This window comes from Hydrogenophaga sp. ZJX-1 (assembly GCF_048590325.1).
Taxonomy (GTDB): domain Bacteria; phylum Pseudomonadota; class Gammaproteobacteria; order Burkholderiales; family Burkholderiaceae_C; genus Hydrogenophaga.
This window is the reverse complement of record NZ_JBMBRA010000001.1, coordinates 120,450-141,926: the sequence shown is the minus strand read 5'-3', so window position 1 is coordinate 141,926 and position 21,477 is coordinate 120,450. Positions and strand designations below refer to the sequence as shown.

The 21,477-nt window shown below is 64.5% G+C and carries 17 protein-coding genes and 3 tRNA genes; 9 read left to right on the top strand and 11 right to left on the bottom strand.

Annotated features, from left to right (window positions below; all coding sequences use genetic code 11):
• Nucleotides 1–5: 5 nt before the first annotated feature.
• From ACN5W5_RS00760 to ACN5W5_RS00735, 6 genes are all read left to right on the top strand, one after another.
• The gene (locus tag ACN5W5_RS00760) at nt 6–3,200 is read left to right on the top strand and encodes an efflux RND transporter permease subunit (RefSeq protein ID WP_420046700.1); all 3,195 of its coding nucleotides are present in this window, start codon (nt 6–8) and stop codon (nt 3,198–3,200) included.
• Nucleotides 3,201–3,242: 42 nt separating this feature from the next.
• The gene (locus ACN5W5_RS00755) at nt 3,243–3,938 is read left to right on the top strand and encodes a protein-L-isoaspartate O-methyltransferase family protein (protein WP_420046699.1); all 696 of its coding nucleotides are present in this window, start codon (nt 3,243–3,245) and stop codon (nt 3,936–3,938) included.
• Nucleotides 3,939–3,976: 38 nt separating this feature from the next.
• Nucleotides 3,977–4,324 (top strand): rhodanese-like domain-containing protein, encoded by a 348-nt coding sequence (locus tag ACN5W5_RS00750; protein WP_420046698.1) that lies wholly within the window; start codon nt 3,977–3,979, stop codon nt 4,322–4,324.
• Nucleotides 4,325–4,368: 44 nt separating this feature from the next.
• Nucleotides 4,369–5,730, top strand: coding sequence for a TolC family outer membrane protein (locus ACN5W5_RS00745; protein WP_420046697.1), 1,362 nt, complete (start codon nt 4,369–4,371; stop codon nt 5,728–5,730).
• Nucleotides 5,731–5,793: 63 nt separating this feature from the next.
• Complete coding sequence (locus ACN5W5_RS00740; RefSeq protein WP_420046696.1) at nt 5,794–6,534, top strand: glycosyltransferase; 741 nt, start codon at nt 5,794–5,796, stop codon at nt 6,532–6,534.
• Complete coding sequence (locus ACN5W5_RS00735) at nt 6,510–8,540, top strand: 3-deoxy-D-manno-octulosonic acid kinase (protein WP_420046695.1); 2,031 nt, start codon at nt 6,510–6,512, stop codon at nt 8,538–8,540. The genes ACN5W5_RS00740 and ACN5W5_RS00735 overlap by 25 nt, the downstream gene beginning before the upstream one ends.
• 83 nt (nt 8,541–8,623) lie before the next feature.
• On the opposite strand, the gene ACN5W5_RS00730 is transcribed toward ACN5W5_RS00735, so the two are convergent.
• From ACN5W5_RS00730 to ACN5W5_RS00720, 3 genes are all read right to left on the bottom strand, one after another.
• The gene (locus ACN5W5_RS00730; RefSeq protein WP_420046694.1) at nt 8,624–9,475 is read right to left on the bottom strand and encodes a glycosyltransferase family 2 protein; all 852 of its coding nucleotides are present in this window, start codon (nt 9,473–9,475) and stop codon (nt 8,624–8,626) included.
• Nucleotides 9,476–9,529: 54 nt separating this feature from the next.
• Entirely contained in the window at nt 9,530–10,813 is a 1,284-nt protein-coding gene (locus ACN5W5_RS00725) for an O-antigen ligase family protein (protein ID WP_420046693.1), read from the bottom strand.
• A 111-nt stretch (nt 10,814–10,924) separates the two neighbouring features.
• Complete coding sequence (locus ACN5W5_RS00720) at nt 10,925–12,307, bottom strand: phosphomannomutase/phosphoglucomutase (RefSeq protein ID WP_420046692.1); 1,383 nt, start codon at nt 12,305–12,307, stop codon at nt 10,925–10,927.
• A gap of 116 nt (nt 12,308–12,423) precedes the next feature.
• Between ACN5W5_RS00720 and ACN5W5_RS00715 the strand changes: the two genes are divergently transcribed.
• From ACN5W5_RS00715 to ACN5W5_RS00705, 3 genes are read left to right on the top strand one after another with little or no spacing between them, the layout of a single operon-like run.
• Nucleotides 12,424–13,959: a DNA-3-methyladenine glycosylase 2 family protein gene (locus tag ACN5W5_RS00715; protein WP_420046691.1), complete on the top strand. Its 1,536-nt coding sequence runs from the start codon at nt 12,424–12,426 to the stop codon at nt 13,957–13,959.
• A complete protein-coding gene (locus tag ACN5W5_RS00710) occupies nt 13,956–14,534 on the top strand; it encodes a methylated-DNA--[protein]-cysteine S-methyltransferase (RefSeq protein WP_420046690.1) in 579 nt (192 codons plus the stop codon). The genes ACN5W5_RS00715 and ACN5W5_RS00710 overlap by 4 nt, the downstream gene beginning before the upstream one ends.
• 4 nt (nt 14,535–14,538) lie before the next feature.
• A complete protein-coding gene (locus ACN5W5_RS00705) occupies nt 14,539–15,450 on the top strand; it encodes a DMT family transporter (protein ID WP_420046689.1) in 912 nt (303 codons plus the stop codon).
• 103 nt (nt 15,451–15,553) lie between these two features.
• Here ACN5W5_RS00705 and ACN5W5_RS00700 read toward each other — a convergent pair.
• The 8 genes from ACN5W5_RS00700 to ACN5W5_RS00665 all read right to left on the bottom strand — a co-directional run bounded on the left by ACN5W5_RS00700 (nt 15,554) and on the right by ACN5W5_RS00665 (nt 21,302).
• A tRNA-Asp gene (locus tag ACN5W5_RS00700) sits at nt 15,554–15,630 on the bottom strand.
• Nucleotides 15,631–15,686: 56 nt separating this feature from the next.
• Nucleotides 15,687–15,762, bottom strand: a tRNA-Glu gene (locus ACN5W5_RS00695).
• Between the two features lie 75 nt (nt 15,763–15,837).
• Nucleotides 15,838–15,913, bottom strand: a tRNA-Ala gene (locus tag ACN5W5_RS00690).
• 75 nt (nt 15,914–15,988) lie between these two features.
• A complete protein-coding gene (gene gltX, locus ACN5W5_RS00685) occupies nt 15,989–17,377 on the bottom strand; it encodes a glutamate--tRNA ligase (RefSeq protein ID WP_420046688.1) in 1,389 nt (462 codons plus the stop codon).
• A 1-nt stretch (nt 17,378) separates the two neighbouring features.
• Nucleotides 17,379–18,587, bottom strand: a complete 1,209-nt coding sequence (locus ACN5W5_RS00680; protein WP_420046687.1) for an O-succinylhomoserine sulfhydrylase — start codon at nt 18,585–18,587, stop codon at nt 17,379–17,381.
• A gap of 8 nt (nt 18,588–18,595) precedes the next feature.
• Nucleotides 18,596–20,098, bottom strand: a complete 1,503-nt coding sequence (purF, locus tag ACN5W5_RS00675; protein ID WP_420046686.1) for an amidophosphoribosyltransferase — start codon at nt 20,096–20,098, stop codon at nt 18,596–18,598.
• Nucleotides 20,099–20,131: 33 nt separating this feature from the next.
• A complete protein-coding gene (locus ACN5W5_RS00670) occupies nt 20,132–20,617 on the bottom strand; it encodes a CvpA family protein (protein ID WP_177138361.1) in 486 nt (161 codons plus the stop codon).
• Between the two features lie 31 nt (nt 20,618–20,648).
• The gene (locus tag ACN5W5_RS00665; protein ID WP_420046685.1) at nt 20,649–21,302 is read right to left on the bottom strand and encodes an SPOR domain-containing protein; all 654 of its coding nucleotides are present in this window, start codon (nt 21,300–21,302) and stop codon (nt 20,649–20,651) included.
• Nucleotides 21,303–21,477: the final 175 nt, after the last annotated feature.

Here is a 21,477-nt window from a genome sequence, read left to right as displayed (position 1 = left end):
GCGCCATGTGGTTCACCCAGATTTCGCTGCGCAACCCGGTCTTTGCCACCATGGTGATGGTGGCCTTCGTGGTGCTCGGGCTGTTCTCCTTCCAGCGCCTGAAGGTGGACCAGTTCCCCAACATCGACTTCCCCGTGGTGGTGATCACCACCGAATACCCCGGCGCCTCGCCCGAGATCGTGGAGAGCGAGGTCACGAAGAAGGTGGAGGAGTCGGTCAACGCGATCGCGGGCGTGAACACGCTCACCTCACGCAGCTACGAAGGCCAGTCGGTCGTCATCATCGAATTCCAGCTGCACATCGACGGGCGCAAGGCGGCCGAAGACGTGCGCGAAAAAATCGCCATCCTGCGCCCGACCTTCCGCACCGACGTGAAGGAGCCGCGCGTGCTGCGCTTCGACCCGGCGGCGCGTTCGATCTGGTCGGTCGCGGTCCTGCCCGAAGCTGTCCATGGGAAAGCGCCCTCGGCGGTCGAACTCACCACCTGGGCCGAACAGACGCTCAAGAAACGCATGGAAAACGTGCGCGGTGTGGGCTCGGTCACGCTGGTGGGTGGCACCCGTCGCGCGGTCAACATCGACCTGGACCCGGCCGCGATGGAGGCGCTGGGCATCACCGCCGAGCAGATCACCTCCGCGGTGCGCAACGAAAACCAGGACCTGCCGGTGGGTACGCTCAAGACCACCGAGCGCGACCGCGTGGTGCAGGTGCTGTCGCGGCTGCAGAACCCCCAGGATTTTGAAGACATCATCGTGGCGCGCCGCGGCGGCAGCGCCGTGCGCCTGGCCCAGGTGGCGCGCGTGAGCGATGGCACCGAAGAGGTGGAGAGCCTGGCGCTCTACAACGGCCAGCGCACGTTGCTGCTGCAGGTGCAGAAGGCGCAGGACGAAAACACCATCGCGGTGACCGACGGTCTCAAGGCCACCATCGCATCGCTCCAGGCCGAACTGCCGCCGGGCGTGCGGCTGGAGCCGATCGCCGACGGCTCGCGGCCGATCCGCGTGTCGGTGGACAACGTGCGCCGCACCCTGATCGAAGGCGCGCTGCTGACCGTGCTGATCGTGTTCCTGTTCCTGAACTCGTGGCGCTCGACCGTGATCACCGGTCTCACGCTGCCGATCTCGGTCATCGGCACCTTCTTCTTCATGAACCTGTTCGGCTTCACCATCAACATGATCACGCTGATGGCGCTCACGCTGTCGGTGGGTCTGCTGATCGACGACGCCATCGTGGTGCGCGAGAACATCGTGCGCCATGTGCAGATGGGCAAACGCCCGTTCGACGCCGCCATGGACGGCACGCAGGAGATCGGCCTGGCGGTGCTGGCGACCACGCTGTCCATCGTGGCGGTGTTCCTGCCCATCGGCTTCATGGGCGGCATCATCGGCAAGTTCTTCCACGAGTTCGGCATCACCATGGTGGCCGCCGTGCTGATCTCCATGTTCGTGAGCTTCACGCTCGACCCGATGCTGTCGTCGATCTGGCACGACCCGGAAATCGAAAAGCACGGCCAACACGCCGCGCCGGTCACGCTGTACGACAAGACCATTGGCCGTGTCACCGGCTGGTTCGACCGCGTGCAGGACGACCTGACCGAGCTTTACCAGGGCGCCCTGCGCTGGTCGCTTCAGCACAAGCTGGCCACGCTGGGCCTGGCGCTGGCCGTCTTCGTGAGCAGCCTGTTCATGGTGCCGCTGCTGGGCACCGAGTTCGTGCCCAAGGCCGACTTCTCCGAAACCTCGCTCTCGTTCCACACGCCGGTCGGTTCCTCACTCGAAGCCACCGAGGCCAAGACGCGGCAGGTCGAAGGCATCCTGCGCGAATTTCCCGAGGTGAAGTACACGCTCTCCACCATCAACACCGGCAACGCCCAGGGCGCCATGTACGCCAGCGTTTACGTGCGCCTGGTGGACCGCAAGGACCGCAGCATCAACGCCGATGCCATGGCCGCGAAACTGCGCGAGCGCCTGCGCACCGTGCCCGGCATCAACGTGACCCACGCCGGCCTGCTCGACCCGGTGGGTGGCAACAAACAGATCGAGTTCTCGCTGCAAGGCGACGACCTGGCCGAACTGGAGCGCCTGACCACGCAGGTGATGGAGCGCGTCCGCCCCATCGTCGGCCTGGTCGACCTGGACGCCAGCGTGAAGCCCGACAAGCCGACAGTGGACGTGGTGATGCGGCGCGAGATCGCGTCCGACGCCGGGCTGAACGGCGCCGCCGTGGCGAGCAGCCTGCGCACCCTGGTGGCGGGTCAGACGGTGGGCAACTGGCGCGCAGCGGACGGCGAGAGCTACGACGTGAACGTGCGCCTGGCGCCCGAGCAGCGCGCGCGCACCAGCGACCTGGAGCAACTGCCCTTTGTGGTCGGCACCGCCGCCGATGGCAGCGCGCGCGTGGTGCGCCTGGGCCAGGTGGCGCAGGTGGTGGAATCCACCGGACCCAACCAGATCAACCGCCGCAACCTGAACCGCGAGGTGGCGATCAACGCCAACGTCTTCGGCCGCTCGGCCGGCGATGTGTCGGCCGATATCCGCCAGGCGCTCGACACCATCGCCATGCCACCGGGCTACCGCTACGAATTCGGCGGCTCGACCAAGAACATGCAGGAATCGTTCGGCTACGCGGTGTCGGCGCTCGCGCTGGCGATCATCTTCATCTACATGATCCTGGCCAGCCAGTTCCAGAGCTTCCTGCAGCCGCTGGCGCTCATGACCTCGCTGCCGCTCACGCTGATCGGCGTGGTGCTCACGCTGCTGATGTTTGGCTCCACCATGAGCATGTTCTCGGTCATCGGCATCGTGCTGCTGATGGGCCTGGTGACGAAAAACGCCATCCTGCTGGTGGACTTCGCGATCCGCGCCCGCCGCGGGCTGGATGGCGCCGCGCCACTGGACCGCGAAAGCGCCCTGATGCTGGCCGCCAGGGTGCGGCTGCGCCCCATCCTCATGACCACGCTGGCCATGGTGTTCGGCATGGTGCCGCTGGCCTTCGCGCTCACCGAAGGCTCGGAGCAGCGCGCGCCCATGGGCCAGGCGGTGATCGGCGGCGTCATCACCTCGTCGCTGCTGACGCTGGTGGTGGTGCCCGTGGTGTACTGCTACATGGACGATTTCGCCCGCTGGCTGCGCCGCCTGTTTGGGGCGGGTCACACCGATGACAGCACGCCCGTCAGGGCCGCAGCGGGTGGCGCTCAGTAAAATGCATCAGGATCGGCTAATATACCCACCGGAGTATCAAACATGACTTCTCAGACCCCCACCAGCTTCGACCAGGCCCGCTTCAACATGATCGAGCAGCAGATCCGCCCCTGGGAGGTGCTCGACCCCCAGGTGCTGGCTTTGCTGGCCCGCATGCGCCGCGAGGACTTCGTGCCCGCCGCCCACAAGGCACTGGCCTTCGTCGACATGGAACTGCCGCTGGGGCAGCCGGCCGTGGACGGCGAAACCATGCTGGCGCCGCGCGTGGAAGCCCGCCTGCTGCAGGACCTGGCCATCCAGCCGACCGACAAGGTGCTGGAGATCGGCGCCGGCAGCGGCTTCATGGCCGCCTTGCTCGCCAGCCTGGCGCAGCGCGTGGTGTCGCTGGAGATCAACGAATCCCTCGCGCGCACCGCGCGTGAAAACCTGCAGAAGACCGGCTTCACCAACGCCGAAGTGCGCGTGGCCGATGCCGCCGCCAACAACTTTGCCGCCTGCGCCACCGAAGCGCCGTGGAACGTGATCCTGCTCAGCGGTTCGGTGGCCGAAGTGCCGTCCGCCCTGCTCTCGCTGCTGGCCCCCGGTGGCCGCCTGGCCGCCATCGTGGGCAACGAGCCCGTCATGCGCGCCACCTTCATCACGCGCACCGGCGAGGCGTCGTACGTCACCGCCCAGCCCTGGGACACCCTGGCGCCGCGCCTGCGGAACTTCCCCGAGCCTTCGCGCTTCCAGTTCTGAGTCAGCGCACCCGCTGAAACGCTCACAAGTCCGACCCCATGATTTCCATCCACCCCGCCCAACTCACCGAGTGGCTTGAACAAGCCCGCTCGAAGTCGCCGGACCTGCGCCCCGTCGTGCTCGACGTGCGCGAGCCCTGGGAACTCCAGACCGCGGCCGTCAAGCCCGATGGTTTTGATCTGCTCCACATGCCCATGCGCAGTGTGCCGGCACGCTACCTGGAACTCGACCGCAAGCAACCCGTGGCCTGCCTGTGTCACCATGGCGCGCGCAGTGCACAGGTGGTGCACTTCCTGATGCAGAACGGCTTCTCCGAGGTGGTGAACATCCACGGCGGCATCAACGCCTGGGCCCGCGAGCGGGATCCGTCCGTGCCGGTGTACTGAAGCCGCCACCCTGCATTCCTCGCCTGTTATCCAAAGGAACTCTCATGACCGCCCTGTCTGACCACACCCCGTTGAAGCTGCGCCCGCTTTCCCTGAAGCCGCTCGCGCTGGCAGCCCTGCTGGCACTGGGCGTGTCCGGCGGCGCGCAGGCGCAGAGCCTGGTTGAGCTCTACGACATGGCGCGGGGGTTTGACACCACCGTGCAGGCGGCGCGCGCGCAGTACGAGGCCAATCTCGCCAAGGCCGATCAGGCCAAGGCGGGCTTGCTGCCCCAGGCTGGCCTGGGCGCCGGCGTCAACTGGGCGAACGTGGACAGCAGCGCAGCAGCTGGCAGCCGCAGTACCGATAGCCAGAACCTCGCGCTTTCTGCCAGCCAGCCCCTGTACCGCCCCGCCAACCGCCTGACCAACGAGCAGGGCCAGCTGTCGATCGACGTGGCCAAGGCCCAGCTGGACGCGGCCGAGCAGGACCTGATCGTGCGCACCGCGCAGGCGTACTTCGACGTCGTCGCAGCGCAAGACACGCTGACCTTCGTGCTGGCCCAGAAAGCCGCCGTGGCGGAACAGCTGGCTTCTGCCAAGCGCAACTTCGAGGTGGGCACCACCACCGTCACCGATTCGCGCGAAGCCCAGGCCCGCTACGACCTCGTGCTGGCGCAGGAGATCGCCGCCAGCAACGACCTGCGGGTGAAGAAGCTGGCGCTCGATCAATTGGTCGGCAAAGACAACACCAGCCCCAAACCCCTGGTGAGCGCCGTCGCGCTGGAGCCGGTGCAGCCCGCCGATCCCGAAGCCTGGGTGCAGCAGGCGCAGCGCGAGCATCCTCTGGTGCGCCAGGCCATCCGGGGCTTTGACATCGCCGAGCTGGAAGTCAAGAAAGCACAGGCCGGCCACAAGCCCACGCTGGATCTGGTGGGCCAGTACCAGGTCGCGCGCGGCCCCAGCACCACGATGCCCACGGCCGGCAACGTGCGCACCAACACCGCCAGCGTCGGGCTGCAGTTCAACCTGCCGCTGTACGCCGGCCATGCCATTGAAAACCGCGTCAAGGAAACCGTGGCGCTGGTGGAAAAGGCCCGCGCCGACCGCGAGACGGCCCTGCGCAACATCGGCCAGGCCACACGCAGCGCCTACTTTGGCGTGCTCTCGGGCCTGAGTCAGGTCAAGGCGCTGGAAGCCGCAGAGGCTTCCAGCCAGAGCGCGCTCGACGCCAACCAGCTGGGCTACCAGGTGGGCGTGCGCATCAACATCGACGTGCTCAACGCCCAGAGCCAGCTCTTCCAGACCAAGCGCGACCTGGCCCAGGCACGCTACAACGTGCTGGTGGGCCAGTTGCGTCTGAAGCAGGCCGGCGGCCTTCTCAAGGCCGAGGACCTGCAGCCCATCAACGCCCTCCTCGCGCGGTAAACTGCGGCACCTCGCCGGCCGGGCATGTCGCCCGCGGCTGCGCGATCCAGTGAAGGGTGATTCATGCAAGCGGTCAATGTGCTGTGCATCAAATGGGGCAAGAAGTACGGCCCCGAGTACGTCAACAAACTGCACAGCATGGTCAGCCGCCACCTGCACCGGCCGTTCCGCTTCGTCTGCCTGACCGACGACGGCGCCGGCATCGACCCGGCGATCGAAGTCAAGCCCATCCCCATGGTGGGCTTTGACGAGTTCGACCAGCGCAAACCCTGGACCTTCGGCCACGGTTGGCTCAAGCTCACCAGTTTCGCCAGTCCGCTCTACGACCTGCAGGGCCGCACGCTGTTTCTCGACCTGGACATCGTCATCCTGGACAGCCTGGACCCGTTCTTTGAACAGCCCGGCGAGTTCACCGTGATCAAGGAATGGGACAAGAGCGACGGCACGGGCAACACCTCCTGCTACGTCTACACCATCGGCGCCCACGCCGACGCGCTGGAGCACCTGAAGAACGACTACCCGGCCTCGATCAGCTCCGTGCGCAACGAGCAGGAGTTCATCACGCTTTATCTGGCGCGCCAGGGAAAGCTCAGCTACTGGCCCGACACCTGGTGCCGCAGTTTCAAGCGCCACTGCCTGCGCGGCGGCATCATGGGCTGGTTCCTGCCACCCACCATTCCTGAAGGCGCGCGCATCATTGCCTTCCACGGCAAGCCCAACCCGCCCGACGCGATCGCCGGCGTCAGTGGCAAGTGGTACCGGCGTGTGCTGCCGACCCAATGGGTCGCCGACCATTGGCGTTGAAGGCCATCCCGCTGGCGCACCGGGGCTACCGGCTGCTGCTGAGGGGGCTGGCGCTGCCGATGCTGGCCTGGCTCTGGTGGCGGCGGGGCCGCAAGGATGCCGGCTACCGGCAAGGTCTGGCACAGCGGCTCGGCTTCATCGAGCCTGCGCCCTCCTCGTTGAGTGGTTTGCTGATCCACGCGGCATCGGTTGGCGAAGTGCAGGCCGCACGGCCATTGATCGAGGCGCTTCGCCAGGAATGGCCCGACCACACGATCACCGTCAGCACCCAGTCGCCCACCGGCGCGCGCCAGTTGCGCAGCCACTGGGGCGACGCCATCCAGCATGTCTTTTTCCCCATCGACACGCCCGGTGCAACGGCCCGGTTTCTGGACCGCCTGCAACCCCAACTGGTGGTGCTGGTGGAGCGCGAGTTGTGGCCCGAATTGCTGCTGCAATGCCGCGAGCGCTCGATCCCCGTGGCGCTGGTCAACGCCCGGTTGTCAGAGGCGTCCGCGAGCTCTTACCGGCGCTGGCATGCCCTGATGCGACCGGTCTGGGCGCAGCTCGCGCTGGTGGCCACAGCCGACACCCCGACCACCGAGCGCCTGCGGTCCCTGGGCGTACCCGCGGAGCGCTTGCTGGAAACCGGCAACCTGAAATTTGACCAACCCGTTGCGGCGACCGGCTCACAGGATCTGCCTTGGCTGCAGGGGCGCCCGGTGGTCGTGGCCGGCAGCACCCACGAAGGTGAAGAAGACGCCTTGCTGGCGGCCTGGCCGGATTTTGCGGCGCGCCATCCCGGCAGCGCCCTGATCCTGGTGCCCCGACACCCTGAACGCTTCGACGCCGTCGCCGAGCTGATTGATCAGGCGGGGCTGCCCTATGCCCGACGCAGTCGGCACGAAACGCTGGCACCGGAAACAGGCGTGTACCTGGCCGACACCATGGGTGAACTCGACCTCTGGTATGCACATGCCAGCGTGTGCTTTATCGGCGGCAGCCTGGCCGCCATCGGTGGACACAACGCCCTCGAAGCGCTGGCTTGCGGCAAACCCGTGCTGTTCGGTCCGCACACCCAGCACTTCCAGCGTCTCTATCAGGAAATCCAGAGCCACGGCATCGGAGAACGCATCACATCGGCCCAATCCCTGCTGGACCTTGCCGGACGGTGGCTGGATCAGCCAGCCCAGCTCGCCAGCAAGGGCGAACAGGCGCGTCACTTCGTGGCGCGGCAACAAGGCAGCAGCCAGCGCAGCCTGCAGGCACTCAGACCCTTGTGGCAACCCACGCGGCCCGGCTTGTTGCCCCCCGTGGTGCAACAGTCGTTGACGAACCAGACCCTGTGGCACGACCCGGTGTTGCTCAAATCCTGCAACCCGACCCTGTTTGAACCCGAAAACGGCAGCACCGCGCTGGCCACGGGCAGCGGTCGTGGCCAGGCCCACCGGATGGTGCTCGAAGGTCTCGACGTGGTGTTGCGCCACTACCGGCGCGGCGGACTGATGGCGCGGCTGAGCCCCGACCGCTACTGGCGCAGCCGCCCCCAGGACAGCCGGGCCCTGGGTGAATATGCGCTGCTGCGCCACATGCGAGCCTGGGCGCTGCCGGTACCGGCGCCGGTGGCGGCCCGGCAGCTGCGCCACGGCTGGTGGTACACCGCCGACATCGTGGTGGCCATGATTCCGGGCACGCAGAACGTGGCTCAGCGCCTGTCACAGGCGCCACTGGGCTGGGACGAATGGCAGGCATTGGGCCGTGCCATCCGACAGCTGCACGATCGACAGGTGTTCCATTCCGACCTCAATTGCCACAACCTGCTGCTCGACGACAGCGGGTGCGCCTGGATCGTGGATTTCGACAAATGCGGGATCCGGGGGGAACACCACTGGAAACAGCAGAACCTCGATCGGCTGCTGCGCTCCTTGCGCAAGGAAAAGCGAAAACGCGCGTCGTTCTTCTGGGAAGAAGCCAGCTGGGAGGCATTGACCAGCGGCTACGGTGAAACCACGAACAACCTTGCCTGAAATCCTGGTAGTCGGAGCGCTCTCGCCTATCTGGATGCCACATGCATTTGAGACACCCCGGGACGGCAGACCGCCACCCTAATTCATCGGGGTTTTTCGGCCAGCTCCCAGCTTTGATCAACGCCATACTGATCAATCCCGACCAAGGCTTTCACCGTTCGGTGCAGCCGGGTTTCCAGACGGATCTTTTTATTGGCCTCAATCATGGCCGGATTGACATATCCCCGGCCATGCTCAAGATGAACGCAGATCGCAGAATAGCGAATGCGCTTCGCTTTGAGGCCCAGATTTTTCAGCCGGTCCCCAAACTCGCAATCCTCACCCCCGTATTGCATGCGCTCATCGAATCCATTGACCGCGAGCACAAACTCCTTGTGACATGACGAATTGTGACCGTTCCATGTCAGCTTCGCCGGACTGATGAAGTTCAGGAAACGCGTCAAGAAACCGCGCGTCATCACTTTCAGATCCTTGACCGATCGCTTCAACCCCCTGGAGCGCAACCAATCGATGTTGAACACCCGCTGGGAAGTGATATCTTCGCGGGAGATCAACTGACTGATGTCAATCGGCAATTTGAAATATCCGCCCGACAGAAAAGTCCCATGCGATGAGAGTCGCAGGTGTTGCTCCACAAAATCCGAGCGCGGAATGCAATCGCCATCGGTAAATATCAGATAGTCGCCGGATGCGGCCAGGACGGCCTTGTTCAAGATCCGGCATTTCTGGAATCCGTCATCCGGATGCCATATGTGCCGGATAGGAACCGGGGACTCCAGACGCATTTTTTCGATCATGGCCCTGGTGTCATCGCGAGAACCGTCATCCGCAATGACGATTTCAAAATCGCGAACAGATTGGCAAAAAAAGCCCACGAGCACCTTCTCCAGCCACTCGGGAGAATTGTATGTCGTGAAGATGACCGATACCTTCATATGAAATCACACTCTCAATACAGCCACAGATGCGCGACCTCGGCACCAAGCCACCTACTCACCCTGGCGCTTTTCAAGCCGCAGCAAAAAGATCGATGACAACGCCAACCCGATCATGACACTGTAATTGTTGGTTTGGGAATTGGCATCCGTAAAGCTCATCATGACATGAATGTACGCCAGTCCGCCAGCAGACATCGCAAGGAAATGGCAGTGGCGGCGCAAGATGATGGTCAGAAATATCAAACCGGCCATATAGGTCAACGTGCTCAACAAGCCAAACACACCATGGTCAACCATTCCGTTGATGTACTCGCTATGAAGGTGGGTCTGGTCCTTCACAATGTGCGCGTTCGCCTGACCACCCCATTCTTTGATAAATCGTATGCGCTGCGCCCTCCCGTAGCCGATCCAGGGGCTTTCCTGAATCACGTCAAGGCTGCGCTGCCACATGTAGATTCTTGCGCCGATGGAGGTGTCAACAACATTCTCGGTCGTTTTCTCATCCGACAACACCGCGTGGATTTCGGCAACAGCAATCGATATGCGCTCTGTGGGAACCTCGATGATTTTCGGCGCAAAGTAGGAAACCAGAACCGCGCAGACCGCAAGCAGGGCAGCTGCACGGTATACCGCTGCACCCGAACACCCGCCATTCAGGTATCCACGAAGCACAACCAAGCCACTGATCAAAATCCAGGGAAATGCCAGGTATGCACCGCGCGCCCCGGACATCAGAATCGCGGAAAGAAAAACGACAATGCCCACGGTTGCGCACCATCTCCAGCGCAATGCAATCTTCCTGGATGCGGTGACGGGCAGCAGGACGCAAGACAGCATGGCCAGTCCACCGGCCCAGTTGATCCGGTTCGATGGCGTTGCCCAGCCATACTGGGCATGCATGTAACTGACCGCAATGGCGGAAAAACTGGCCAACGTCAATGCCATCACCAACATCAGGACCTGACCCGCCGACAACCGGATGCGGGGTACGAGGGCCCAAAGGGCAAAAGCCATCAGCAGGATTCTGAAGTCAAAATGGCGAGTTCTCCAGGGATCATCCCAGTAGAACATGCCGATCGCTTTAAAACAAAAAGCCGCAATACAAAAATAAAGCCACCATCTGACCGCATCATAAAAAATCTTCTTTTCAGAAGATTCAGGCGGAACCACTGGCAAGCGCCAGAAAGCCCATGCACCCAGGCAAATCATCAGAACCCAGGCCGCCCCAGCCATTTTTGTGGAAATGGGCGCGAGGATCAGCAATGCCAGAAATAGCATCCATATCCAACCAGGGATATTGCTGGACGGTCTGGAGGACAATTCAGTGTGACTCATCAGAGCCGTCATTGAGCCATGCAGTCCTTTGATTGATTTTCAGAGAATCAATCAAACCACACACTCCGAATACAGGCAAACAGAGCAATCATTTTCAGGCTTGGCTCTATCTCAGTGCGCACTGGCGCCCACCACCGCGTCCGGCTTGGCCTGCCGGAGCAGGGTCAGCATGGACGCTTCTATGCGGTGCAGGGCTTCGGGGGTATGCCCCTCGAAACGCAGCACCAGCACGGGTGTGGTGTTCGAGGCGCGGATCAGACCAAAGCCGTCGGGCCAGTCCACCCGCACGCCGTCGATGGTGGACACCTTGGCTGGCGCATCGAAGCGGGCGAGTTCGACCAGTTGGGCAACCACCGTGTGAGGCTCACCTTCGGCACAGGCCACGTTGAGTTCGGGGGTGCTGAAACTGGTGGGCAAGGCGTCGAGCACGGCGTTGGCGTCCGGGCTGCGGCTGAGGACTTCGAGCAGGCGCGCGCCCGCGTAGGTGCCGTCATCGAATCCGTACCAGCGCTCCTTGAAGAAGATGTGACCGCTCATCTCGCCCCCGAGCGGGCTGTCCAGCTCCTTCATGCGGGCCTTGATCAGCGAATGTCCGGTCTTGTAGATGTGCGCCACGCCGCCCGCTGCTTCGATGGCCGGCGCCAGCCGCTGGGAGCACTTGACGTCGAACAGGATGTTGCCACCCGGCACGCGCGACAGCACATCCCGCGCAAACAGGATCATCTGGCGATCGGGGTAGATGTTGTTGCCGCCCTGGGTCACGATGCCGAGGCGGTCGCCATCGCCATCGAAGGCCAGGCCGAGTTCCGCGCCGGTCTCGCGCAGGGTGCGGATCACGTCCTGCAGGTTTTCCGGTTTGCTCGGATCCGGGTGGTGGTTCGGAAAGTTGCCGTCCACTTCGCTGAACAGCTCGATCACCTCGCAACCGAGCGCGCGGAACAGCGCCGGAGCGGATGCACCCGCCACGCCATTGCCACAGTCGATCACCACCCGCATCGGGCGCTGGAGCTTCACGTCGCCCACGATGCGGTCGTGATAGGCGGGGCCCACGTTGACCTCGCGAACCCGTCCGCCGTCCAGACGCTGCCAGTTTTCGACCTCCATCATCCGGCGCAGCACCTGGATGTCGTCGCCATAGATCGCGCGTCCACCGAGCACCATCTTGAACCCGTTGTAGTCCTTGGGGTTGTGGCTCCCGGTGACCTGGATGCCACTGCGGCACAAGGTGTGGGCGGCGAAGTACAACATGGGCGTGGTAACCATGCCGATGTCGATCACATCGACACCCGCGGCGGCGAGGCCACGGATCAGCGCTGACGACAGGGCCGGCCCACTCAGCCGGCCGTCGCGGCCCACGGCCACGGTGTGCTCACCTTGCTGGAGAGCCTGCGTTCCAAAAGCCAGCCCGAGGGCTTCGGCCACCTCTTCGTTGAGGGTATCGGGAACGACACCCCGAATGTCGTAAGCCTTGAAGATGGATGCCGCGAGTTGCATGAATGGGAGCTGTGAATGCCAATCCCCGCATTGTAGGTCGCGGGACTGGCAGAGGCTGGCAGCACAGGTCCGAAAACGGCCAGCCAAAGACCGTGGCAAGTTCTACCATGGGCGTCATGAACACCCCTGACCCGATCGACGACGATGCCCGCTACCGGGCGCTGTGTTCGCACGACGCCCGGTTCGACGGCCGGTTTTTCACCGCTGTCACCTCCACAGGGATCTACTGCCGGCCGGTTTGCCGCGTGCGCACGCCGCGGCGCGAGAACTGCCGCTTCTTCGAGCACGCGGCCCAGGCCGAACAGGCGGGCTTCCGGCCCTGCCTGCGCTGCCGCCCGGAGCTTGCACCGCTGCAACGGCACTGGTCCGTCGAGGACGCGCGCAGCATCCTGGTGCAACAGGCCACGCAATGGCTGGACAACCCACAAAACTGGCCCGGGGCCAGCGAAGGCGGCGCCACGGTGGCGCGGCTGGCCTCGCGCCTGGGCGTGAGCGACCGCCATCTGCGCCGCATTTTCGAAGACCGGCTGGGCGTCTCCCCCCTGCAATACCTGCTCACGCGCAAGTTGCTGGCCGCCAAGCAGATGCTGGCTGACACGGCGTTGCCCATCACCCAGATCGCCCTGGCCAGCGGTTTCGCCAGCCTGCGCCGGTTCAACGCCGCCTTCGGGGATCATTACGGCTTGAGCCCCGGCCAGATGCGGCGACAGCCCCTCAGCGCCAACAGCCAACGCGACGGCACCCCGGTGCAGCTGTTCTGGCGCCCACCTTTTGATGTCGCCGCGCTCCTGCGCTTTCTCGCCGAACGACAACTGCCCGGCATCGAACACATCCAGCCAGACGCTCCCCTTGGCCTGCAGCGAACCGCACGGATCGAATCCGGCGGGTTGACGCACACCGGCTGGTTTTCCGTGCGGTTCGATCCCGGTGCCAACCGGCTGGGGCTGCAGGTGAGCGACAGCCTGCTCCCCGTGCTGCCGGCGGTGATCTGGCGGGTGCGCGCCCTGTTCGACCTCGACGCCAACCCGCTGGTCATCAACTCTGCCTTGCACGCCGACTTTCCCGCGGGTGATGGCCTTCGCGTACCGGGCTGTTTCGATGGCTTCGAACTGGCCGTGCGTGCCATCCTGGGGCAGCAGATCACGGTGGCCGCGGCGCGCACCCTGGCCATCAGGCTGACCGAGCGACTGGGCGAAGCCATCACCACACCGTATCCCCAGTTGCACCGCCTGTTCCCGACGGCCCAGGCACTGGCCAACGTCAGTCCCGGCATCCTGGGCGAACTGGGCATCGTGCGCCAGCGCCAGGCAGCCTTGCAGTCCCTGGCCCGCGCGATCGTCGATGGTGGCCTGGTGCTGAACGCCTTTGCCGATGCCCACACCACCGCGCAAGCCCTGCAGGCGCTACCGGGCATTGGCCCCTGGACCGCACAGTACATCGCGATGCGGGCCCTGCGCTGGCCCGATGCCTGGCCGGTGGGCGACGTGGCCCTGATCAAAACCCTCGGCATCGAAGGGCGGGGACGCGCCGCCGCGCTCGAAGCCGACCGGCAATCGGCCGCCTGGCGACCCTGGCGCAGCTACGCCGTGATCCGCGCCTGGGCCGGCACCCATGCAAACCCCATCCTTCCTTCCGGAGTGCCAACAACATGAAAACCACCACGCACCGGGTGACAGCCACCGTCCTCTCGCCACTGGGCCCTTTGCTGCTGGCCGCCACCCCTTCGGGTTTGAGCGGTGTCTGGTTCATGGACCAGCGGCACCTGCCCGCAGAACGGGAGGTGCAGGACTGGACACCCGTTCAGGACAACGCCATGCTGAACACTGCGGCCGACCAGCTGACCGCCTATTTTGAACAGCGCACAGACCACTTTGACCTCCCGCTGGATCTGTCCGCAGGCACCGCATTTCAGTCATCGGTCTGGCGCGCGCTGCTTGACATTCCTTTTGGCCAGACACGGAGCTACGGCGAACTGGCCCGCGCCATCGGCAAACCCGCAGCGGTGCGCGCCGTGGGCGCGGCCATCGGTCGCAATCCCCTGGGTATCGTGGTGCCTTGCCACCGGGTGGTCGGCGCACAGGGCGCGCTCACTGGCTATGCTGGCGGGCTTGACCGCAAGCGATTCCTGCTCCGGCTCGAAGGCGCATTGATCGACAAAGCGCATCAATCGCTGGGGCAAACAACATCAACGGGCGACCCCGCCGCACAGCCTTTGCCGGCACACTGAGCCCATGTCGCCCGCCCTCCTTCTTGAGTTTTTCCTGCTCGCCGCCCTCTGGGGTTCTTCGTTCCTGTTCATGCGCCTGGGTGCTGCCGAATTTGGCGCACTGCCCACGGCGGGTCTGCGGGTCGCACTCGCCGCACTGTTTTTGCTGCCGGTATTTCTCGTCAAAGGCGTCTGGGCCGACTTCCGGCAGCGCGCCCGACCCATCCTGTTCGTCGGCCTGCTGAATTCGGGCATTCCGTTTGCGCTGTTTGCCTTCGCCGTGTTGCACATCACCACCGGCCTGACCTCCATCCTCAACGCCACCGTGCCCCTGACCGGTGCGGTGGTGGCCTGGCTCTGGCTCAAGGACCGCCCAAGCGGCTCCCGCATGCTGGGCCTGCTGATCGGCTTTGTCGGTGTGACCCTGCTGGTGATCGGGAAATCCGGATTCAGCGCCACTGGCGTGGCCGGCGCTGCATCCATCGGCACGACCTTGCTGGCCATGGGCGCCTGCCTGCTGGCCACCACGTGTTATGGCCTGGCCGCCAGTTTCACCAAGCGCTACCTGACCGGGGCCCATCCCCTGGCCACGGCCACCGGCAGCCAGATCGGCGCTGCGCTCGGCCTGGCGTTGCCCACTTTCTGGTTCTGGCCCGAGACACCCGTGAGTCTGGGCGCCTGGGGTGCGCTCGCGGCGGTGGCCTTGTTCTGCACATCCATCGCGTACATCCTGTTTTTCCGCATCATCGAGCAAGCTGGACCGTCGAAGGCGCTGACCGTCACGTTCCTGGTCCCGGTGTTTGCGCTGATGTACGGTGTGTTCTTTCTGGGCGAAAGCATCACCCCGTGGATGATCACCTGTGGTGTCATCATCGTCTGCGGCACCGCGCTCTCCACCGGACTGCTGCGCCTGGGAAGGCTGGAGCGAGCAACTTGAGAGCGGCTCGCTGCTGATAGCGGCCGCACGCCAGACCAAATCCATTCTGAAGCGCACAAGAAAAAACCGCCGCAGTCTTGCAACTGGGCGGTTTGTCTTTAACTGGCGGAGTGGACGGGGCTCGAACCCGCGACCCCCGGCGTGACAGGCCGGTATTCTAACCAACTGAACTACCACTCCGCAGTGGTGCAGCTTTTGCCTGATGCCTTACAGCTTCAGGCCAAGTGCCACAAACTTGGCGACCCTACGGGGATTCGAACCCCGGTACTCACCGTGAAAGGGTGATGTCCTAGGCCTCTAGACGATAGGGTCAAAACCTTGGAACTTCGAGAATCTCGCATTGTATCAGCGGCGCAATCGCTTTCCCGACACAAGCTTCACAAATTTTGGTGGAGGTAAGCGGGATCGAACCGCTGACCTCTTGCATGCCATGCAAGCGCTCTCCCAGCTGAGCTATACCCCCACAGGGTTTGTTGATTCACACTTCGCATGTCACCGCTTGGTGCGAATCAGCAAGCCTCAGATTATAGGACATTTTTCAGCGATTTTGAAGTCGAGCCAAAACTGTTTGCTGATTTTGCAGTTCAAGCACTGCGTCCAGCGACGGCGTCTGCGCCGTGCCCATGACCAGCACGCGCACCGGCATCGCCAGTTGCGGCATCTTGATGCCGTGGGCGGTGATGGTTTCCTTGATGGCCGCCGAGATGCTGGCCTTGTCCCAGGCGCTGGCCGCCAGCTTCTCCGCCAGCGTGGCCAACGCGGGCTGAATGGCTGGCGTGACATGCTGCGCACGCTCTTCGGCGCTGGGCGTCACATCCGCGTAGAACGCAGCGGCCCAGCCAGCCAACGCTACGGTCGTGTCACAGCGGTCCTTGAACAGGCCACAGATGCGCGGCAGGCGCTCGTCGGCCGTGATGCCACGTTTCGCCAGTTGCTCGGCCACCAGGGTGCTGAGCGCCCCATCGTCCATGGCCTTCATGTGCTGGGCGTTGACCCAGCGCAGCTTGGCCTCGTCGAACTGTGCGGCGCTGCGCCCGAGGTGATCGAGGTTGAACCATTCGAGGAACTGTGCGCGGCTGAAAATTTCATCGTCACCGTGGCTCCAGCCCAGGCGCGCGAGGTAGTTCACCATCGCGTCGGGCAGGTAGCCTTCGTCGCGGTACTGCGTCACGGGCTTGGCGCCGTTGCGCTTGCTCATCTTCTCGCCCTGCTCGTTGAGCACGGTGGGCAAGTGGGCGTACACAGGCGGTTCTTTGCCAAGGGCTTTGAAGATGTTGATCTGGCGCGGCGTGTTGTTCACGTGGTCGTCACCGCGGATCACGTGGGTGATCGCCATGTCGATGTCGTCCACCACCACGCAGAAGTTGTAGGTGGGCGTGCCGTCGGGGCGCGCGATCACCAAGTCGTCGAGTTCGTCGTTGCGGATCTCGATCAGGCCCTTGACCTTGTCGTCCCAGGCCACCACGCCGCCCTGCGGGTTCTTGAAGCGCAGCACCGGCTTCACGCCTTCGGGCACCGGTGGCAGCACCTTGCCCGGCTCGGGCCGCCAGGTGCCGTCGTAGCGCGGCTTTTCCTTGTTGGCCATCTGGCGCTCGCGCAGCGCGTCGAGTTCGACCATGCTCATGTAGCAGGGGTACACATGGCCACCGGCCACCATCTCGGCCAGCACCGCCTTGTAGCGGTCCATGCGCTGCATCTGGTAGAACGGCCCTTCGTCGTGGTCCAGGCCCAGCCACTTCATGCCTTCGATGATCACGTCCACCGCGGCCTGGGACGAGCGCTCCAGATCGGTGTCTTCGATGCGCAGCACGAAAACACCGCCTGTGGCGCGGGCGAACGCCCACGGGTAGAGGGCCGAGCGGATGTTGCCCAGGTGGATGAAGCCGGTGGGCGACGGAGCGAAGCGGGTGCGAATGGGTGCTGTCATTTCAGAATGTGCCGAGGCCGCGGTCGAGGTCGGCCTGGATGTCGGTGATGTGTTCAAGGCCTACGGCCACGCGGATCAGGCCCTGGCTCACGCCGGCGATCTGGCGCTGCGCTTCGGTCAGGCGACCGTGTGACGTGCTGGCGGGATGGGCGCACAGGGTCTTGGTGTCGCCCAGGTTGGTCGAGAGCGACAGGGTCTTGAGCGAATCGAGCACGTGGAAAGCGCGCTGGCGGGCCTGATCGGCATCGGATGCTTTGACCTCAAACGACAGCACCGCGCCGCCGCAGTTCGACTGCTGGGCCATGGCCAGTTCGTGCTGCGGATGGCTGGTCAGGCCGGGGTAGTGCACGCGCGCCACGCCAGGGTGGCTCTGCAGCCACTGGGCCAGCGCCAGCGCGCGGGCGGATTGCGCCTGCATGCGGATCTCCAGTGTCTCCAGGCCCTTGAGCACGACCCAGGCGTTGAACGGAGCCAGCGTCATGCCGCCGCTCTTGAGCACGGGCAGGAAGGTCTTGGTCACCATCTCCTGGCTGGCACACAGGGCACCGGCCATCACACGCCCCTGGCCATCCAGGTACTTGGTGCCCGAGTGCATGACGATGTCGGCGCCCAGCGCCATCGGGCGCTGCAGCGCCGGTGTGGCGAAGCAGTTGTCCACCGCCAGCAGCGCGCCCGCGTTGTGTGCGATGTCGGCCAGCGCGCGGATGTCGCAGACATCGGTCAAGGGGTTGGTGGGCGTCTCGGCGAACAGCAGTTTCGTGTTGGGCCTGACGGCCGCAGCCCATGCCGACACATCGGTCTGCGAGACAAAACTCGACTGCACGCCGAACTTGGCCAGATCCGAACCGATCAGCTTGATCGTCGAGCCGAACATGGAGTGCGAGCAGATCACGTGATCGCCGCTTTGCAGCAGGCCCATGCACATCATCAGGATCGCCGACATGCCCGAGGCGGTGGAGATGCAGGCTTCTGCGCCTTCCAGTGCCGCCAGGCGCTGCTCGAAACTGGACACCGTGGGGTTGCCGTAGCGGCCGTAGGTGTAGCCGTCTTCGTCGCCCGCAAACCGCCGTGCGGCGGCTTCGGCCGAGGGCTGCACGTAACCGCTGGTCAGGAACAGGGCTTCGGAGTTTTCACCGTAGGGAGTGCGCTGCACGGCGGCGCGCACGGCCAGGGTGTCGCGGTGAAGGTCGGGGTCTTTGTCTAAAGGCATGGGCGTGTTCAGGCGGTCTGGGCGTTGGGCAAGGCCAGACGCGAGTTGTCTTCCTGGCCTTCTTCGCTCTGGTCGCGCCCCTGGTTCATGCGTTCGATGGTCTCGAGCGTGATGTCGCCGGTGACATAGACGCCATCGAAACACGAGGCGTCAAAGCCGGCCAGGTTCGGATTGAGCGAGCCGATGGCCTGCTTCATTGCGCCCACGTCCTGGTAGATCAGCGCGTCACAGCCAATGCTCTCGCGCACCTGCTCCACCGTGCGGTCGTGCGCCACGAGCTCGCTCGAGGTCGGCATGTCGATGCCATAGACATTGGGATAACGCACCGGCGGCGCGGCGCTGGCCAGGTAGACCTTGCGCGCGCCGGCATCACGCGCCATCTGCACGATCTCACGGCTGGTCGTGCCACGCACGATGGAGTCGTCGACCAGCAGCACGTTGCGGCCCTTGAACTCGCTCGCGATCACGTTGAGCTTCTGGCGCACCGACTTCTTGCGCACACCCTGCCCTGGCATGATGAAGGTGCGGCCCACATAACGGTTCTTCACGAAGCCTTCGCGGTACGGCAGGCCCAGCAACTGGGCCAGCTCCATGGCACTGGGGCGCGAAGATTCGGGAATCGGGATGACCACGTCGATCTCGTTCGGCGGCACCGTCGACACCAGGCGCTTGGCCAGGGTCTTGCCCAGGTTCAGACGCGCCTGGTAGACCGAGATGCCATCGAGCACCGAGTCCGGCCGTGCGAGGTAGACGTACTCAAAGATGCAGGGGTTGTGGCTGGTATTCTCGGCGCACTGCTCGAACTGTGTGCTGCCGTCGTGGGCCACGAACAGCGCTTCGCCCGGCTGGATGTCGCGGTCCAGTTCAAAACCATTGCCTTCCAGCGTGACCGATTCGCTCGCCACCATCACGTTGTCGCCCTGCCGGCCCACGCACAGTGGCCGGATGCCGTAGGGGTCGCGGAAGGCGAGCAGGCCGTGGCCGGCGATCAGGGCGACCACGGCGTACGAGCCGCGAATGCGCTGGTGCACGCCGCGCACCGCCGCAAACACGTCGGCGGGCTTCAGCGTGATGCCGCGGCTGACTTTTTCCAGCTCGTGGGCCAGCACGTTGAGCAGCACCTCGGAGTCGCTGTCGGTGTTGATGTGACGGTGGTCGGTCTGAAACAGCTCCTGCTTCAAGGCCTGTGCATTGGTCAGGTTGCCGTTGTGCACCAGCACCAGGCCAAACGGTGCGTTCACATAAAACGGCTGCGCCTCTTCTTCGCTGTAGGCATTGCCCGCGGTCGGGTAACGCACCTGGCCCAGGCCGCAGTGGCCAGGCAGGCTGCGCATGTTGCGCGTGCGGAACACGTCACGCACCATGCCTTTGGCCTTGTGCATGAAGAACTTGCGACCTTGTTCGGTCACGATGCCGGCCGCATCCTGGCCCCGGTGCTGCAGCAGCAGGAGTGCGTCGTAGATGAGCTGGTTGACCGGCGCCTGGCTCACAACGCCAACGATTCCACACATGATCGGATCCTTACGGAAATAGTGACAAAAACTTCAAGGCAGGTAGCTCGCCAGAGCCGCCGGCAACAGGGGGCGCAGTGCGTGGACACTGTCCGCCATGGCATCGGCCACCACCGACGCCCGCCAGTCGGTTTCGGCACGCAAAGGGGTCATGCTGATCACCACCGTCAGGGCCAGCAGGATCAACACCCCGCGAGCCAGACCAAAGGCAGCACCCAGCACCCGGTCGATGGGCCTGAGCCCCACCGAAGCCACCAGCTGTTTCACCAGCCAGGCCAGCAAACCACCCGCAAACGCGGTAGCAATGAACACCAGCGCAAACCCCGCCGCCAGCTTCAAGGCCGGCAAGGCGTCGCCCATGGGCAACACCGCAGCCACCTCGTCGGCGTAGGCCTGGGCCAGCAAAAAAGCCGCCACCCAGCCCGCCACGGAAATCACCTCATACACCAGGCCACGCCACAGGCCCAACACCGCCGACAGCACCAACACCGCCAGCAAAACACCATCGACCCAGTTCATGCGCCAGGACCCGCGATAAAAAACAGCTCCATCACAAGGTCAGGATGGCGGCGGGCAGTCCGAGGGCTTTCACGCGCGCTGCCGCCTTGTCGGCTTCGACCCGGCTCGTGAACGGTCCCAGGCGCACACGAATGCGCTTGCCTTGGGGCGTGTCGGCCACATGGGTGTAGGTCGTAAGGCCTGCACGCTCCAGTTTCAAACGGGTTTCGCGTGCCCGGTCTGGCTCGGCAAAGGCGCCCACCTGCACCACGATGCGCACGCTTCCAGCCGCGGGCTTGTCTTCCAGCAGGGCTTTGGCCCGCGCGGTCTCGGTGGCCGCGGTGCGCTCCTTGGCTGGCGCTTCGACCTTGGCCACCGGCTTCGGTGCGGTCTGGACGGCGGCGACAGGCGTGTCCTTCGCTTTGGGCTTTTCGGAACCGGGCGTTGCCGCCACGACTTCTTCGCGCACATCGAGCCCGTCGCCGGCCGGCAGGCGGCCCTCCGGGCTCTTGCTTTTTTCTGCTTCGACGGGAACCGGTGCGGGTGTCTGGACCGGCGCTTTGGCCTCTGGGCTGGCGGCCTTGGCACCAGGCAGGGGCTGCGCGGGATGGCGAGCCGGAATCTCGATCGAAATGTCCACCGCGACGGGCCGCGGCTGCGTGTCAAAAAGCATCGAGAAGCCCAGCACGCCGAGTAACACCAGCACGGCGGCACCGATCAACCGGTGGCGGGCGCGGCGGCGAATGGCCTCGATGCTCTGAGGCGGAGGCGTCGTGGGACTGCTCTGGGAACCTGAACGGGGTGTGAGCATTCGGGGTTGGACCAATACGCTTTCAAAGCCGGCGGTGAGGCGAAAAAACGCACAAAGGCGTGATCGGCGG

Excerpts from the sequence above, each read along its gene's own strand:
- ACN5W5_RS00750 (WP_420046698.1), top strand. The coding sequence starts at position 3,977 with ATGATTTCCATCCACCCCGCCCAACTCACCGAGTGGCTTGAACAAGCC.
- ACN5W5_RS00680 (WP_420046687.1), bottom strand. The coding sequence starts at position 18,587 with ATGCCTTTAGACAAAGACCCCGACCTTCACCGCGACACCCTGGCCGTG.
- ACN5W5_RS00720 (WP_420046692.1), bottom strand. The coding sequence starts at position 12,307 with ATGCAACTCGCGGCATCCATCTTCAAGGCTTACGACATTCGGGGTGTC.
- ACN5W5_RS00735 (WP_420046695.1), top strand. The coding sequence starts at position 6,510 with ATGGGTCGCCGACCATTGGCGTTGAAGGCCATCCCGCTGGCGCACCGG.
- ACN5W5_RS00755 (WP_420046699.1), top strand. The coding sequence starts at position 3,243 with ATGACTTCTCAGACCCCCACCAGCTTCGACCAGGCCCGCTTCAACATG.
- purF (WP_420046686.1), bottom strand. The coding sequence starts at position 20,098 with ATGTGTGGAATCGTTGGCGTTGTGAGCCAGGCGCCGGTCAACCAGCTC.
- ACN5W5_RS00760 (WP_420046700.1), top strand. The coding sequence starts at position 6 with ATGTGGTTCACCCAGATTTCGCTGCGCAACCCGGTCTTTGCCACCATG.
- ACN5W5_RS00670 (WP_177138361.1), bottom strand. The coding sequence starts at position 20,617 with ATGAACTGGGTCGATGGTGTTTTGCTGGCGGTGTTGGTGCTGTCGGCG.
- ACN5W5_RS00730 (WP_420046694.1), bottom strand. The coding sequence starts at position 9,475 with ATGAAGGTATCGGTCATCTTCACGACATACAATTCTCCCGAGTGGCTG.
- ACN5W5_RS00745 (WP_420046697.1), top strand. The coding sequence starts at position 4,369 with ATGACCGCCCTGTCTGACCACACCCCGTTGAAGCTGCGCCCGCTTTCC.
- ACN5W5_RS00715 (WP_420046691.1), top strand. The coding sequence starts at position 12,424 with ATGAACACCCCTGACCCGATCGACGACGATGCCCGCTACCGGGCGCTG.
- ACN5W5_RS00710 (WP_420046690.1), top strand. The coding sequence starts at position 13,956 with ATGAAAACCACCACGCACCGGGTGACAGCCACCGTCCTCTCGCCACTG.
- ACN5W5_RS00725 (WP_420046693.1), bottom strand. The coding sequence starts at position 10,813 with ATGAGTCACACTGAATTGTCCTCCAGACCGTCCAGCAATATCCCTGGT.
- ACN5W5_RS00705 (WP_420046689.1), top strand. The coding sequence starts at position 14,539 with ATGTCGCCCGCCCTCCTTCTTGAGTTTTTCCTGCTCGCCGCCCTCTGG.
- ACN5W5_RS00740 (WP_420046696.1), top strand. The coding sequence starts at position 5,794 with ATGCAAGCGGTCAATGTGCTGTGCATCAAATGGGGCAAGAAGTACGGC.
- gltX (WP_420046688.1), bottom strand. The coding sequence starts at position 17,377 with ATGACAGCACCCATTCGCACCCGCTTCGCTCCGTCGCCCACCGGCTTC.